Origin of the sequence: Parasphingorhabdus halotolerans, from assembly GCF_012516475.1 — a bacterium.
Taxonomy (GTDB): Bacteria; Pseudomonadota; Alphaproteobacteria; order Sphingomonadales; family Sphingomonadaceae; genus Parasphingorhabdus; species Parasphingorhabdus halotolerans.
This window is the reverse complement of record NZ_CP051217.1, coordinates 1,036,124-1,051,287: the sequence shown is the minus strand read 5'-3', so window position 1 is coordinate 1,051,287 and position 15,164 is coordinate 1,036,124. Positions and strand designations below refer to the sequence as shown.

Below are 15,164 nucleotides of genomic sequence, written 5' to 3'. Positions count from 1 at the left end.
AACTCATTTCATATTGCAGGCGACAAGCGAACGAATATTTTCGTTCAGATCAATGTCTGATGCATTTGGGCATAGTCCGCATTCACCGGATTTGATTACCTTGCCGCGGACCTTGACTTGTCCTTCAAGCGGGACGACCTGCCATTCGGATGCTTTAACTCCACTGAGCATCTCCGGCGTATCGCCAAGCACTTGAAATAACCGGAAATGCGGACCATCAATCAAAAGTCCTGCATCACCGGCAGTCAGAGCGCTGGAGTTATCCATGTCATAGGGCGCGAGTTTGGCGACGGCGAGCGCCTCGTCCAAATGGAGTTCCCGCGGTCTGCCATAATCATAAAGCCGGTAGGTCAAATCGATATTCTGTTGTACCTCAATAAGTTGGATGCCTGCACCGATCGCATGGATTGTACCAGCAGGAATATAGAATAGATCACCCGCCTTTACCGGCTTCCAATCAACAAGGCTTTCGACTTCACCAAGAACAACAGCTGTCCGCAGCTTTGTGGCACTTACTTTTTTTTTGAGGCCGATTCCTAAAACTGCATCTGGCTCTGCTTCCAGTATGTACCAACATTCCTCTTTGCCGTGCGCCATGCCAAAGCGTCTCGCCAGGCGATCATTAGGGTGCACCTGAATGGAGAGCTTTTCGCTGGTAAACAGATATTTGACCATCAAAGTCGGAGCGATACCCTTGGGAGGCTCAAACCAAATTTCACCAATTTTTTCTTTTTGCTTCCCGCCGAATATATCGGGCAGTGTGGATTGCCCCCATGGCTTAGCAACTGATTTTTTAGTAAGTTTCATATTGTCTGGGAACTCTTCGAAATGCGGCCAACGCCAGTATAGTTAAGGCCTGATTTTTCTACATCTGCCGGATGATAGATGTTGCGCAGATCAACCAATTCTTTGCCAGCCATGGTCTTGGCCAGTTTTCCAAGATCCAGTGCGCGAAAGGCATCCCATTCGGTTACGATGACAACAGCGTCGGTGCCATTTGCAGCTTCATAGCTGCTTTCCGTCATGATGACTTTGGGCATGATTTCTGCCGCAATTTCCATGCCTTCTGGATCATATGCGCTAACAATTGCACCGGCATCCATCAATGTTTGCGCGATCGCTATTGATGGCGCGTCGCGCATGTCGTCCGTGTTGGGTTTGAAAGTCAGGCCAAGCAACGCAACTTTTTTGCCGCGCGCTTCACCACCGAGGGCGTGAATGACCTTGCGGCCCATTGCCCGTTTTCGCTGGTCATTGACTTGCACGACAGCTTCCACAATCCGCACCGGACTATCATTGTCCTGCGCGGTTTTGAGCAGAGCGAGCGTATCTTTCGGAAAACAGCTGCCACCATAACCCGGACCCGCGTGCAGAAATTTCGAGCCAATGCGATTGTCGAGACCAATGCCACGGGATACTTCCTGAACATCGGCACCAACTTTTTCGCAAAGATCTGCCATTTCATTGATAAATGTGATCTTCGTGGCCAGAAAAGCGTTGGCGGCATATTTGGTAAGTTCGGCGGTACGCCGTCCGGTGAACAGGATTGGAGATTCATTAAGGAAAAGCGGGCGATAAATTTCGCTCATCACATCTTTTGCCCAATCATCTTCCGTACCAATGACAATACGGTCAGGACGTTTGAAATCTCCAATAGCAGCGCCTTCGCGAAGAAACTCCGGATTGGAAACCACCGCAAACTGATCTCGCGGCAGTTTTTTGGACAATATCAGTTCGACTTCGTCGCCTGTGCCTACCGGAACCGTTGATTTGGTGACCACGACAGTAGGTTTGGTAATGACTTCGGCAATTTCTTCACTGGCGGCATAAACATAGCTCAGATCGGCATGTCCATCACCGCGTCGAGATGGTGTACCGACCGCGATAAAAATCGCATCGCTATTTTCAACCGAAGCTTTCAGGTCATTCGAAAATGACAATCTTCCGCCATCGACATTGCGCTTTACCAGATTTGCCAATCCGGGTTCGTATATAGGCATAATGTTCTGGTTGAGGCTTTCGATCTTGCTGTCGTCTTTGTCGACACAAACAACCTGATGGCCAAAGTCGGCAAAGCAAGCCCCAGACACCAGGCCGACATAGCCGGATCCGATCATCGCAATTTTCATAACTATCCTTGTTGTCTGTGTGGCATTATCGCGCAGAATTTCTGTAAGATTACAAGCCTGTTTCGAGCAGACTTCTGGCCTGATCATGATTGTTGGTCAAGTGTGCTCTTGAAGGCTGTGCTTATGATCAATTATCAGGAGCGTTAAATCGGCTGTGTGAAGAATTTATTTCCATAGCGGAATATTTTGCGGAAATATCAAAATGGAAGCTAGGTAGATTGGCGATTCCTGTTTGATCGAAGAAAATGGCAACCAGAAAGGGAAAAACCGGTTCACATGAAGGCGATAGTCGCAGGGGGTGGAATTGGCGGGCTGAATGCGGCGCTATGCCTGCATAAATTTGGGTGGGACGTTGAAATACTGGAGCAAGCCGCTGAGCTGGACGAAGTTGGCGCGGGAATTCAGATTAGTCCCAACGGCATGAAAGTGCTGCAGGCTCTGGATTTGGGTGCCGAAATCGAAAAAGCCGGTTTCCGGCCCAGAGCAAGCCAGTTGCGCATGGGTCAATCCGGCCGGGTCATCATGACAAACAATATGGGCGATTATGAGGATAGATACGGTGCACCATATTTGCACATCCATCGCGCAGATCTGGTCCATATTCTGAAATCCGCTATTGATGCGAGACTACCGGGTTCAATCTCCAATGCTAAAACGGTAACCGGTTACAGGCAGGATGAGATCCATGCTTGGGCAATTTGTGAAGACGGTAGTTTGACAGAGGGCGATATTGTCGTCGGTGCTGACGGGATAAAATCCGCCATGCGTAATCAGATGATTGGTGCAGATGAACCTCGCTTTACCGGTAACGTCGCATGGCGCGCGGTGGTACCGGTTGAAAAGCTAGGCCGAAATGTGCCACTTCCCGTTGCATCGGTTTGGCTGGGCGAGGGCAAGCACGCTGTGACTTACTTGCTGAGAGGCGGGGCGGTTGCGAATTTTGTCGGTGTTGTAGAACGTGGCGACTGGCAGGAAGAAAGCTGGACGCAGCAAGGTTCCCGTGAGGAAGCGCTCGCCGATTTTGCTGATTGGCATCCTACTATAACGGCGCTGATCGAGCAGGCGGAAAGCCATTTCCGGTGGGCTCTTTACGATCGGAAACCACTGGAAAAATGGGCAGACGGCCGGGCGATATTGCTCGGTGATGCTTGTCATCCGATGCTGCCATTCATGGCGCAGGGCGCAGTGCAGGCGATAGAAGACGGCTATGTGCTCGCGCGATTTCTGTCAGAAAAGCCGACCATTGAAGCGGCGCTATCAGGCTATTTTGCGGCCCGGCATCAACGCACTGCGAAAATACAGGCCGCTGCCCGCGCCAACATGAAAATTTTCCATAAGCCTGATGCGCTTGGTCCGATGTGGCTTGCAGATAAGATCAAGTCCAATGCACTGGATGACCGACTGAACTGGATTTACGGCCATGATGTAACAGCATGATCGAAATAACGATGGATAGAGATTTTTTGGTGGAGAATAGATAATGACTGACCTCGTATTGCGTGAAGACAATGATGGGATAGCGCTGCTCACGCTTAATCGCCCGGATAAACTAAATTCGCTCACGGTCGGTATGTTCCGGGAATTGAGGAGTCACGTTTCGGATATCGCAAAGGATGATGAAATAAAATGTGTTGTCCTGCGCGGAGCGGGCAAGTGTTTTTCCGCTGGCCACGATCTGGCCGATATTGCGGAAGGAGAGGCGGTGCCTTCGCGCGGCTGGCACAGCGAAACGCTGCGGATGATGGAGAAACTTTCCAAGCCGGTTATCGCTGCGGTCCATGGGCATTGCTATACCGGCGCGCTCGAAGTGGCGCTGGCTGCTGATTTCATCATCGCAGCTGACAATGCGCGGTTTGGCGACACCCATGCAAAATGGGCGCTGACACCTATATGGGGCATGAGTCAACGCCTGCCGCGCCGCGTGGGCATTGCGACTGCCAAACGGCTTATGTTTACCGCTGATATGATTGGCGCGGACGAAGCGGTGCGTATTGGGCTGGCGGAATATGTGGTGCCGTTGGATAGCTTCGATACCGAGATCGAAGCGCTGGCTACCAAAATTACCACCAATTCCTCATTCTCCCACGCGGCCAACAAGCACTTGCTTGAGGCGACGGACGGGAACCCGCTGGATGCTGGCCTGCAATGGGAAGTTCTGGAAAATGAAGGGGTTGGACCCGATATGCAGGAACGGATTATGGCTTTTACCGGAAAAAAGAACAGCGGCTAAAAGTTCAGGCGGACAGGTTAGAGCAAGACTGCAACACGCCCGATAATAGGTCTGGATATCCTGAGTTACGATGTAAAGCGCAGCGGTTCGGGTGCGATTTGTACTCTCATTGGCAAGGTGCCAGCAATATCCCCATCGGCTTGAACAGGCGTTCCGGTTAATGCCGAAATATGCAGATCGTTGCAGGTTAGTTGCGTCCATTTCGCTGACTGGAAGCGCGGGCTTATGATGGCGCTTGCAATCAACCTGATAAAATCACGACGACGTGCTTTGGGAAGCAAAATGACAGAGAATTGCGGCAGCGTAATATCCGCTTGGCGGCACAAGCTCCAAGGTCCAGCGAAATACTTGCTTTTCAGCACATAAATGGCTTCGGCACGGACGGTTTCTCCATCAATTTTGACGGATAACTCCATTCTTTTCCAGTCCATGAGTTGCTGAACAAATGCGAAAAGATAGGCGAGTCGCCCCCACTTGTCTTTTGATTTTTGTGTAACGCGCGCAACGCTATAGCTATCTGGCCCAATGGAAAGACAGGCGACGAAAGCGTCATCATTCATTTTGGCGGTATAGTGACTAACCGGATCTGCAAGAGAAGCAATCCGTGTGGCCATTATTTCCGCATTTTTTTCATATTCGCGCTCGCGCGCAACTAGATTGATGGTGCCCAAAGGCAATATACTGAAACTAGGCGATACGTTGAAAGATCGGGCGAGGTTTATGCTGTCACGCAAAGTTCCGTCGCCACCCAACACACAGACATGATCGCAGCGACTTAGCTCTTCGGAAAATTCCTTGTCCCGGGTTCCCACTGAAAATACCAAATGACCGCGTTTTGCTAACTGCATTTGCAGCGCATTCAACAGCTTGGGACGAAACCCTCCGGCAAATTTATTATAGGCAAGCAAAACGCGCATAAGCGGTTTGAATATATGGAATTGGTTAAAATAACCCCATGCTGGTTGCTGTTGGTAACTTTAGCCAGCTAAGCTCTTGTTAAACCGTACGGACAAATCTTAACGGTCGCCTTAACGCCAGTTCCTGCGCTGCTTGCATAATTCCGGCAGCGTCGATTCCATAGTGGCCGTAAAGCTCGCCAATAGAGCCCGTTTGCCCAAATTTCTCAACGCCAAGCGACCGCGACTTATTGCCATTAACCGATCCCAGCCAAGCCAAGGTTGCCGGATGGGCATCACAAACGGTGACAATGGCCGCGCCTGGATTGAGAGTGCCGAAAAGCCTCTCAACATGAGATTGCGCGCCGAAATCTCCATTCTGACGGCGTTTTTGCGCGGCTGAAAAACCGGCCAGCAGACGATCTGCGGATGTGATCGCTAATAGGCCAATGTCGCGGACATCTTCGCCCATCATGCCGACTGCCTGTATCGCTTCGGGTGCCAAAGTGCCGGTATAGGCAATGATCACCTCGGCATTCGGTCCCGGTTCCCGAAGCCAATAGCCGCCGTCGATAATGTCAGACCGTAACTCCGGTGTCATTTTGCGCTCGATTTGTTCAATCGGGCGGGTTGAGAGCCGCAGATAGATGGAGCCTCCCGTTTCATCATTAAGGCAATTTGCTGTAGCGTTACGCGCGGGCTCCTCGTTCTGCATGAATTCAAAACCAAAGCGCATGATGACCGCCAACTCATCGGCAAAGGCGGGTTCAAAATAGGCCATCCGGTCCTGCGCCATACCAACCAACGGTGTGCCGATGGATTGATGCGCGCCGCCTTCGGGCGCGAGACTGACGCCTGATGGCGTTGCGACCAGCATGAAGCGGGCATCCTGATAACAGGCATAGTTCATCTGATCGGCAGCGCGGTAAATAAACGGGTCATAGACGGTGCCGACAGGCAAAAGGCGTTCTCCGTTTATGGTATGTGATAGTCCGAGCGCGGACAGCAGAATGAACAGGTTCGACTCCGCGATCCCGAGTTCCAGATGCTGACCGGTAGGCGACGAACCCCATTTAAACGTCGAAGGAATTTTCTGGTCGCGGAAAGTATCTTTGACCTTGTTTCTGGAAAATATGCCGCGGCGATTGACCCAGCCTCCCAGATTGGTGGAAACAGTCACATCCGGGGATGTGGTGACGATGCGGTCTGCTAGTGCACTATCGTCCTTGCCAATATCATTCATAATATGGCCGAATGCCATTTGCGTGGAGAGCGGCTTGCCCTTGCCTTCCGGCGACGGCAAAGCGTCTGGCAGCGGAACCTTGGGGGCCGTCAAACGGCGCGTGCCTTTGGCAAAGAAGGCGCTATTTTGAATGATGCTTTCAAGGTTTTGTTGATGCGCTTCCACGCCCTCCCATTTGTCCCATTCATGTCCTTCTCGGACGCCTAATTGCTGCCGCAAAACATTAATCTGTTTGGGCGTCATCAATCCGGCGTGATTGTCTTTATGGCCCGCCAGCGGCAAGCCGCGGCCCTTGATCGTGTAACAAATGAATAAGGTGGGGCGATCATGCTGCGAGGCTGCTTCAAAAGCTTCAGCCAGCGAGGGCAGGTCGTGGCCGCCTAGATTGCCCATGAATTTTTCCAGTGCGGCGTCGTCCAGTTCGGACAATATTGTCAGCACCTCGGCGTTGTCGCAAAAATCCTTGTTCAGTCGCTCGCGCCATGCAGATGCGCCCTGAAATATCAACGCGGAGTAAAGCTGGTTCGGACATTGCTCTATCCATTCGCGCAATGCTTCCCCGCCGGACCTCGCAAAAACCTGTTCCTGAAATTGCCCGTGTCGAAGCGTCACGACGTCCCAGCCAAAGCTGCGGAACATATCTTCAAACTTCTGGAACAGGCCTTCATGGACAACCGCATCCAGTGATTGGCGATTGTAGTCCACAATCCACCAGCAATTGCGCAGATTATGCTTCCAACCTTCAAACAGAGCCTCGTATATATTGCCCTCGTCCATTTCCGCGTCGCCAATGAGAGCGACCATCCGGCCGTCAGGACGATCGTCCATCATCCCGCGATGCGTCACATAATCCTGAACTAGCGAAGAAAAGAGCGTTTGCGCTACTCCAAGGCCAACCGAACCGGTGGAGAAGTCGACATCGTCAATATCCTTGGTCCGTGACGGATAGCTTTGCGCACCACCAAAACCACGAAAATTCTCAAGCTTTTCCAATGTTTGTTGGCCTGACAGATATTGAATGGCATGGAATATCGGCGATGCATGAGGTTTTACCGCCACACGGTCTTCCGATTTCAGGCTGGTGAAATAAAGCGCTGTCATGATCGTTGCGATGGATGCAGACGAGGCCTGATGACCGCCTACTTTAACATCGGAATCGCCTTTGTCCCGCAAATGGTTGGCATTGTGTATCGTCCATGACGCAAGCCACAAAATTCGCTTTTCCAATATCCTCAGCGCATCCAGTTGCTGATCTTGCATAGCTCTATCTCATTTGTTCGTATTAATCCGATCGAGATATATAAACCAAATCAACCGGATTTGAATTGCAAATTATAGCAATTTCTGCTGATAAATTGGTGATTATCACTAATATTGAAAGAAACATGATGGATAAATCCAATTTTGATGATATCGACAGGTCGATTCTGCGTGCGTTGCAAGGCAATGCACGACTATCGATGTTGGAACTGAGTGATACGGTTGGGTTGAGTCCGACGCCGTGCGCCAGACGTGTCAGACGTCTGGAAGCTGACGGTTTCATATTGGACTATCATGCCCAACTGAACGAGTCCGCCATCGGTTACGGGTTTTCTGTTTTCGTTTCCGTACAATTGGACAAACAGGTCGATGATGCTTTGCAAGCTTTTGAACATGCGATCGAACAATACCCGGAGGTCGTCAATTGCTGGCTGATGACCGGGAATAGAGACTATCTTATGCGGATCGCAGTAGCGGATCTGGCTGGTTATGAATCTTTTCTGACGGGCAAGCTCACTAAAATTCCCGGCGTCGCCTCTATTGAAAGTTCGATACCGATCCGTCAGGTCAAAGCGCAATTGTCGCGGGAGATTTGAGTGCAGGCCATGCATTTTCGAAATGCCGATGGGCGGGGCGGTCTACTTCAGAAAAAAAATTCATTGCGCCGCAGTGTAAAATCCGACAGTTTGCTTGTCTTGAACGATTTTCGAGATCGTCAAAGCTTACATAAATCTATGGAGCTTAATTAAAGGGAGGATATATTATGCTTCGCCAATCCGCCGCAGGACTTATGCTTATAGCCGCCGCAATTGGCGCGCCGCAAATGGCACAGGCCGAGTCAAAAACCACACAAATGGAAGCGATGCCAATGCCGGATTTGACGATTTACCACCTCGAAGGACGACGCTCTGAACGCATTGTCTGGCTGATGGAAGAACTGGAAATGCCCTACAAGCTTGAATATGTGCGTGGCGATTTAATGGCATCCATGGCCAAGGTACGCGGCCTCGGTCATGAAATGGCGATGGTCCCAACGGTTGTGATCGATGACCATATATTGGTAGAATCGGGCGCGATCATCGATACGATCCTGACCCGTTACGCGCCTGGCAAACTGGCTCCTGCGCGCGACAGCGAATTTTATCCCGAGCACGTTATGTGGATGCACTACGCAGAAGGCTCGCTCGCTGCCCGATTGTTCAGCGATTACCGGGCATGGAGAACCAACCCGCCGACAGAGCGATCGAGGTTCGTCGATAGCGAAGCGGTTGTGCAATATTCTGAAAACTATCTTGCAAAACACCCGTGGTTTGGCGGTGCCGAATTTTCTGCGGCGGACATCATGATGCTTTTCCCACTCAATGTGGCGACCGGGCTCAACCTCGTGGACAAGGAAAAATTCCCGAATATTGCGGCGTGGAAAGTGAAAATTGAAGCCCGTCCGGCGTATAAAAGAATGCTTGCGGCTGCCCGACCAGACGGGATGATCGGCAATCTGCCGCCCGTCACCCAGCACCCTCCATCGGAAAGGAAATAACTGAACGACGCAAAATGACCTAATTATTGCAGGCAAATATTGCTTCCGTTGTGCATAAAGTTTCTTGACTATCGAACATGTTTCGGCGCAACCTTCGCATACTAAAAAAAATAGCCCGATCCCCCAGGAAAATGAGGCTAATACAACAGGAGAGGACGAGGATGAAAAAATCCGTTTTACGCAATACGAGCGCCTTGAGCGCATTGATCTTGTCAGCATCGTTGATGCCCGGTCTGGCGCACGCACAGGACGCGCAGGAAGCGGATGAGCAAGAAAATATCATCGTCGTTACCGGCAGTTTCATCCGCGGTACACCGGAAGATGCCGCAGTTCCTGTTGATGTGTTCTCGTCCGAGGATCTAGCACAAAGCGGTGTGTCTTCACCGCTGGAATTCATTAAAAGCCTGCCTTCAGTAGGCGCAGTGCTTGGCGATTCAAACCAGTTCTCAACCGCGAGTCAGGGTTTTCAGGGCAATGGCTCGATCAACTTGCGTGGCCTTGGCCCTACACGGACGCTGGTACTGTTTAACGGAAGGCGCGCAATTTCAGCGCCAGGCGACGGATTTGTAGACACTAATCTCGTTCCGTTTTTTGCGGTTGACCGAATTGAACTTCTAAAAGACGGCGCAGCGGCGACCTACGGGTCTGATGCGATTGCCGGGGTTGCCAACTTCATTACCAAAAAGGGTTTTGAAGGCGTTGAAATGCAGGGCGATTACGAGTCAATCAAGGGTTCTGATGGCAACTGGACGAGCTCAATCGTGGTTGGCAAAAATTTCGGGAATGCCAATATTCTCGCCGGTTTCGGTTGGCAACATCGCTCCGAACTGGGCACGAAAGACCGTGATTTTACGCTGGTTCCTTATGAAGTAAACCCGTCAGGCTGGTCAGCGGTCGGCAATCCGGCGACGTACACGCCGCGACTGGGAAATATTTCGCAAGGCCGTGCCGGAACAACGATCGGGATTGGCCTTGACGGTTCCTCCGTCGGTGCTTGCCAGGCGTTGAGCGGCGTTGTCGATAGCATCGGCTTCCCAATTTGCCGGTTTTCCTTTGTTCCATTCGATAACCTGATCGAAGAAGAAGATCGCTATCAGGGCTATATTCAGGCTGATGTGGAGTTGAGCGACACATTCCGTTTCCATGCTGAAGGGCTCTATTCGCGCACCGATCTGGAATCTCTTGCTTATTCACCAAGCTTCCCCGCAACCCAGGGCCCATTGGGATCAGGAAGCGCCAACCAGTTTTTTGTTCCATCGTCCAACCCGGGGTATCGCGGATTCATACAGCAGTCGGGACTTGCAGGGGGCATCGCAGATCCTTTCACTCCTGGCACCCTGGCGGCAAACAATGGCACTTATGCAACGATCATTTTGACACGGCCAGTCGCTTTGGGCGGTAATCCTCGGGATACCGAGCGCGGCGCTGGTCGAGGTAGTGCAAAGAACGAAGCATGGCGTTTTTCAGGCGGGTTTGAGAAAGATTTCTCCGACAACTTCCGCGCGCAACTCTATACGACCTGGTGGCGTTCGGAACGTGATGCTTTCGCCCCGGATGTTATTGGTTCACGTTTGCAAGCTGCACTGGAAGGCTTTGGCGGACCCAATTGTGTCAGGGCTACGGGCACTGCGGGCGTAGGCAATTGCGGCTATTTCAATCCGTTTATTAATAGCGCTCCATCCAACCTCCCGTTTAACCTTGCCAACCCCGCCTATATTCCGGGTAACGAGAATGATCCCGCGCTATTTTCCTGGATACAAGTGCCCAACGGCACCCACCAGGTCGAAGAGCAGACAGTGATTGATCTGATCTTCTCTGGCGAGCTTGGCATCGATTTTGGTGGCGGTCCGATTGGTTATGCATTTGGTGGACAATATCGCGAGAATGATTTTTCCAGCCGTTCGCTCAATCGCGAGCCCGATCTTCGCTTCAATCCCTGCTTTATTGAAGGTGATCTAAGTTGCGCAGGCACTTCGACCGATGGCGTTGGTTCGTTCATCTTCCTTGGCGGAACAAGACCCACTAGAGTTGGTCAGAACGTCAAGGCGCTGTTTGCCGAAGTTAACGTCCCGATCAGCGACACGCTTGAGATCAATGGCGCAATCCGGTTTGAAGACTATGGCGGATCAGTCGGTTCTACTATCAATCCCAAAGGCGCAATCCGCTGGGAACCAACCGACTGGCTGGTGCTGCGTGGTTCAATCGGGACAACATTTGCCGGACCTTTGGCCACCCAGGTCTCACCGAATGCGGTAACAAGCCTCGCGGGCATCCAAGCCGCTGGCAACAACTTTAAGTCTGTCGATATTTTTGGCAATCCCACTACCTTGGGGCCAGAAGACGCTTTGACTTATAATATCGGAGCGGTGCTCGATTACGGCGGGTTTACCTTTTCGGTCGATTACTGGACCTATGACTTTAACGGTCGGATTACGACCACTCCGGCTCAGGCGATTGCCTCTGGTGCTATAAGCGGAGGATTGGTCCCAGGCAGCACATCTAACCGATTCGCCGATTGTTCGAACGTTTTTATTGATCTGATTACGTTCCAAGGTGGTGTTTGTACCCAGGGTGTAACGAATGGCCTTGATATTTCACGCGTTCGCACGGACTGGGTCAATGGGCCGGGTGCAAAAACCAGCGGCCTTGATTTCGCGCTCGATTTCACCACCGAAGTCGGTCCTGGCGTCTTCTCGATCGGTGGCAATGCATCGCACGTCCTGAAGTTTGATTTCGAGGATTTCGTGCTGCGCGGGGTTGTGGTTCAACCGGGCTATAGTGCAGACGGTTTCACCAACTACTTCCGTGACCCGGGTACGATTTCGAAATGGCGAGGCAATGCCTATGTCAACTATAATTTCAGTGGTTTGAACCTGCGTTACGGGTTCAAATATGTTGATGGTGTTACCGATGATCGGTGTGTCGGACTGGCCGCTTGTGCGACTACAAGCTTTGGCCCGACGAGCTTTGGCCGGGAAGTCTCAAGCTATACCCAGCATGATTTCCATGCGACCTACAACTTGCCAATAAGCGCGGTCGATGTGCAACTGCAATTCTCGGTCGAGAATTTCACGGATGAGGATCCATCTGCGGCACGGCTTGAGGTCAGCTATGATCCGTTCATTGGTAACCCCTTTGGCCGGATATTCCGTTTTGGTGCCAAAGTCGGCTTCTAAATCCCGGATAGACTCTTAAAGAGACCCCGCCGAAAAGATTTCGGCGGGGTCTTTTTTTTAAGCTCCGATATCGGGAAAGATGCGTCGTTAGCTTGCCGGTTCCATGACCTTGAAACATTGCTTCAGGCTCGCCGCAATTTCTTCCCGCGCTTCATTGGCTGACAATATCGTGCCGACTGAGGCAAAGGACGTATGTATTTGCCCAGGATATGTGATGTAGCGCGTAGGAGTGCCAGCCGCGGCTAAAGCGTCGGCATAGTCGCGCCCCTGATCCCGCAAAGGATCAAATTCAGCTGTCACAATCAACGCGGGCGGCAGGTTTGAGAGATCGGTTGCGCGCAAGGGCGATGCTTTGGGGTCGGCGCGATCAGCGGGGTCGGCGTAATTGTCCCAGAACCAGTCCATCAACGCCTTGGTCAAAACAAATCCTTCCGCATTGTCGCGCATGGATGGACGATCATCATCACAATCCGTCACCGGAGTGATAAGAAACTGTCCGGCAATATCAGGCCCGCCACTATCGCGTGCAAGCTGGCAAACAACGGCCGCAATATTCCCGCCTGCGCTCCAGCCGCAAACCGCTAGCTGACCGGAGATTCCGCCAAGGCTCTCGATATTCCCGGCGACCCAATTGAGTGCCGCAAAGCCATCATCGGCAGCGGCTGGGAAACGGGCTTCCGGACCGTGACGATAATTTGCGGACACCACCATTGTATCGGATTGTCGGCAAAGATCGCGGCAGAACGCATCGTCGGACGTGTGATCACCCAAGACCCAGCCACCGCCGTGGAAATAGAGAGTAACTGGATGCGGTCCAGGCGTCGCTGGACGGTAAAGGCGGTAATCCAAATCACCATCAGCACCGGGAAATTTGCCATCGATGACTTCGCCGACTGCGGGACCCGGAGGCGTGCCAGCGTTCATCGCGACGGACATTGCCCGGGCGTCGTCAACGGGCAGGGTTTCCATTGCAGGCAGATCCATCTCGGCCATCATTTCCAGCAAGCCGACAACGTCCGGTTGTTGTCTTCTGACCAGACCGTCGTTGCAACGCGGGCCACCCGGGCCGTCAAATTTGAAGCCGAGATAATCCTGTGCCGCCACATCGTTGCAAGCCCGGCGATACGCCCCGACACCGCCGACGAAGGGCAGGCATACGCGCGGTTTGCCCGGAACATTCGCGCCCATATACCAGGAATTTGCCATCGGGAAAAGTGTCAGATCGCTAAAGTCGGTGCTATACTTCACCCAGCCACTTTCTGCTGTCAACGTTGCATCAATGACGGCGAGATTTTCTTTTTGCATGTAGCTGATGCAATCGGTGATCCAGTCCACATGCTGCTCGATCGAAACGATCATATTGGACAAAACCGATGGGCTGCCCGGTCCGGTGATCATGAAGAAATTGGGAAAGCCGGAGACGGTGAGACCCAGATAGTTGACCGGACCATCGGCCCATTTTTCTTTCAATGTCTGACCATTACGACCCTGAATATCAACCGCCAGCAACGCGCCGGTCATCGCATCAAAGCCGGTTGCAAAAACTATCGCATCAAACTCGAAATTCTGGTCCGCCGTGGCAATCCCGGTTTCGGTGATCTCGGTGATCGGATTTTTGCGAATATCCACCAGACTGACATTCGGTTTGTTGAACGTTTCGAAATAACCGCTATCGAGGCAGGCGCGTTTGGTGCAAATCGGAAAGCTTGTCGGGCTCAAGATTTCTGCAACCTCTGGATCGTCAATGACACTGCGGATTTTTTTGCGGGCAAATTCCGCTAGTGTGTCATTGGCCTCCTTGTTGGAGAGAATATCAGCAAATTCAGAACCAATATGCGGAATTGCTCCTGTGTTCCACAACGCTTCATAGCGCTTTTCGCGATCTTCATCAGACACCATGAAAGTGAAATCAACGGTTTCTTTTCCGGGCACGCCAACGGGAGTCCACCGCGCTTCCTCGCGATAGTCCTGATAGCGCTGCTTGATTGCGAGTTTTTCCTTGGAGATCGGACCGTTCCCGGCTGGGATTGAATAGTTAGCCGTGCGCTGGAACACGGTCGTATGCGCGGCCTGTTCCGCGATGAGCGGGATAGACTGGATACCGGAAGACCCGGTGCCGATAATGCCAACCCGTTTGCCGGAAAAGTCCACGCCGTCATGCGGCCAGCTGTGGGTCTTATAGATTTCGCCGCCGAAATGATCAGCACCCTCAATGTCGATATTCTTTGGCTGGGACAGGCACCCGGTCGCCATGATGAAATATTGGCAAGTTGTGACTTCACCATTTTCTGTGGTCACGGTCCAGAGCGATGTTTCCTCGTTCCATACCGCTTTCATCACCCGCGTATTGAACGTGATATCGCGCTTGAGGTCATGCTTTTCCGCAACATGCTGGGCATAGCGCAGTATTTCCGGTTGGGTCGCATATTTTTCGGTCCATTCCCAGTCCTGCTCCAGTTCGGTGTCAAAACTATAGGAATAGTCGATGCTCTCAATGTCGCATCGCGCGCCCGGATAGCGGTTCCAATACCATGTCCCGCCAACATCGTCACCAGCCTCAAATGCTCTCGCGGACAAGCCCATTTTCCGCAGCCGGTAGAGAAGATAAAGTCCGGCAAACCCGGCTCCCACGACAACGACGGAAAGTTTTTCATTGCTTGATTCGGGCACGGTCAATTCCAATAATTATATAT

10 protein-coding genes are annotated in these 15,164 nt (G+C 51.9%); 5 read left to right on the top strand and 5 right to left on the bottom strand.

Annotation, left to right across the window (positions count from 1 at the left end; all coding sequences use genetic code 11):
* Window positions 1-3 precede the first annotated feature (3 nt).
* The gene (locus HF685_RS05010; RefSeq protein ID WP_168818561.1) at window positions 4-807 is read right to left on the bottom strand and encodes a class I mannose-6-phosphate isomerase; all 804 of its coding nucleotides are present in this window, start codon (window positions 805-807) and stop codon (window positions 4-6) included.
* The gene (locus HF685_RS05005; RefSeq protein ID WP_168818560.1) at window positions 804-2,129 is read right to left on the bottom strand and encodes a UDP-glucose dehydrogenase family protein; all 1,326 of its coding nucleotides are present in this window, start codon (window positions 2,127-2,129) and stop codon (window positions 804-806) included. The genes HF685_RS05010 and HF685_RS05005 overlap by 4 nt, the downstream gene beginning before the upstream one ends.
* A 276-nt stretch (window positions 2,130-2,405) precedes the next feature.
* Between HF685_RS05005 and HF685_RS05000 the strand changes: the two genes are divergently transcribed.
* Both HF685_RS05000 and HF685_RS04995 read left to right on the top strand, forming a co-directional pair.
* Window positions 2,406-3,566, top strand: coding sequence for an FAD-dependent monooxygenase (locus HF685_RS05000; protein ID WP_168818559.1), 1,161 nt, complete (start codon window positions 2,406-2,408; stop codon window positions 3,564-3,566).
* Window positions 3,567-3,609: 43 nt separating this feature from the next.
* On the top strand, window positions 3,610-4,359 hold the full coding sequence (locus HF685_RS04995) for an enoyl-CoA hydratase/isomerase family protein (RefSeq protein WP_168818558.1): 750 nt from the start codon (window positions 3,610-3,612) through the stop codon (window positions 4,357-4,359).
* A gap of 65 nt (window positions 4,360-4,424) precedes the next feature.
* Here HF685_RS04995 and HF685_RS04990 read toward each other — a convergent pair whose 3' ends face one another.
* On the bottom strand, window positions 4,425-5,276 hold the full coding sequence (locus HF685_RS04990) for a diacylglycerol/lipid kinase family protein (protein WP_168818557.1): 852 nt from the start codon (window positions 5,274-5,276) through the stop codon (window positions 4,425-4,427).
* 79 nt (window positions 5,277-5,355) lie between these two features.
* Window positions 5,356-7,758 carry a transketolase gene (locus HF685_RS04985; RefSeq protein WP_168818556.1) on the bottom strand — a complete coding sequence of 801 codons (2,403 nt, stop codon included), beginning with the start codon at window positions 7,756-7,758 and terminating at the stop codon, window positions 5,356-5,358.
* A gap of 125 nt (window positions 7,759-7,883) precedes the next feature.
* Between HF685_RS04985 and HF685_RS04980 the strand changes: the two genes are divergently transcribed.
* From HF685_RS04980 to HF685_RS04970, 3 genes are all read left to right on the top strand, one after another.
* Complete coding sequence (locus tag HF685_RS04980; RefSeq protein ID WP_211051359.1) at window positions 7,884-8,354, top strand: Lrp/AsnC family transcriptional regulator; 471 nt, start codon at window positions 7,884-7,886, stop codon at window positions 8,352-8,354.
* A 167-nt stretch (window positions 8,355-8,521) separates the two neighbouring features.
* On the top strand, window positions 8,522-9,295 hold the full coding sequence (locus tag HF685_RS04975; RefSeq protein ID WP_168818555.1) for a glutathione S-transferase family protein: 774 nt from the start codon (window positions 8,522-8,524) through the stop codon (window positions 9,293-9,295).
* Between the two features lie 161 nt (window positions 9,296-9,456).
* Entirely contained in the window at window positions 9,457-12,471 is a 3,015-nt protein-coding gene (locus HF685_RS04970; protein WP_246218757.1) for a TonB-dependent receptor domain-containing protein, read from the top strand.
* 87 nt (window positions 12,472-12,558) lie between these two features.
* Here HF685_RS04970 and HF685_RS04965 read toward each other — a convergent pair whose 3' ends face one another.
* The gene (locus HF685_RS04965) at window positions 12,559-15,141 is read right to left on the bottom strand and encodes a flavin-containing monooxygenase (protein ID WP_168818554.1); all 2,583 of its coding nucleotides are present in this window, start codon (window positions 15,139-15,141) and stop codon (window positions 12,559-12,561) included.
* Window positions 15,142-15,164: the final 23 nt, after the last annotated feature.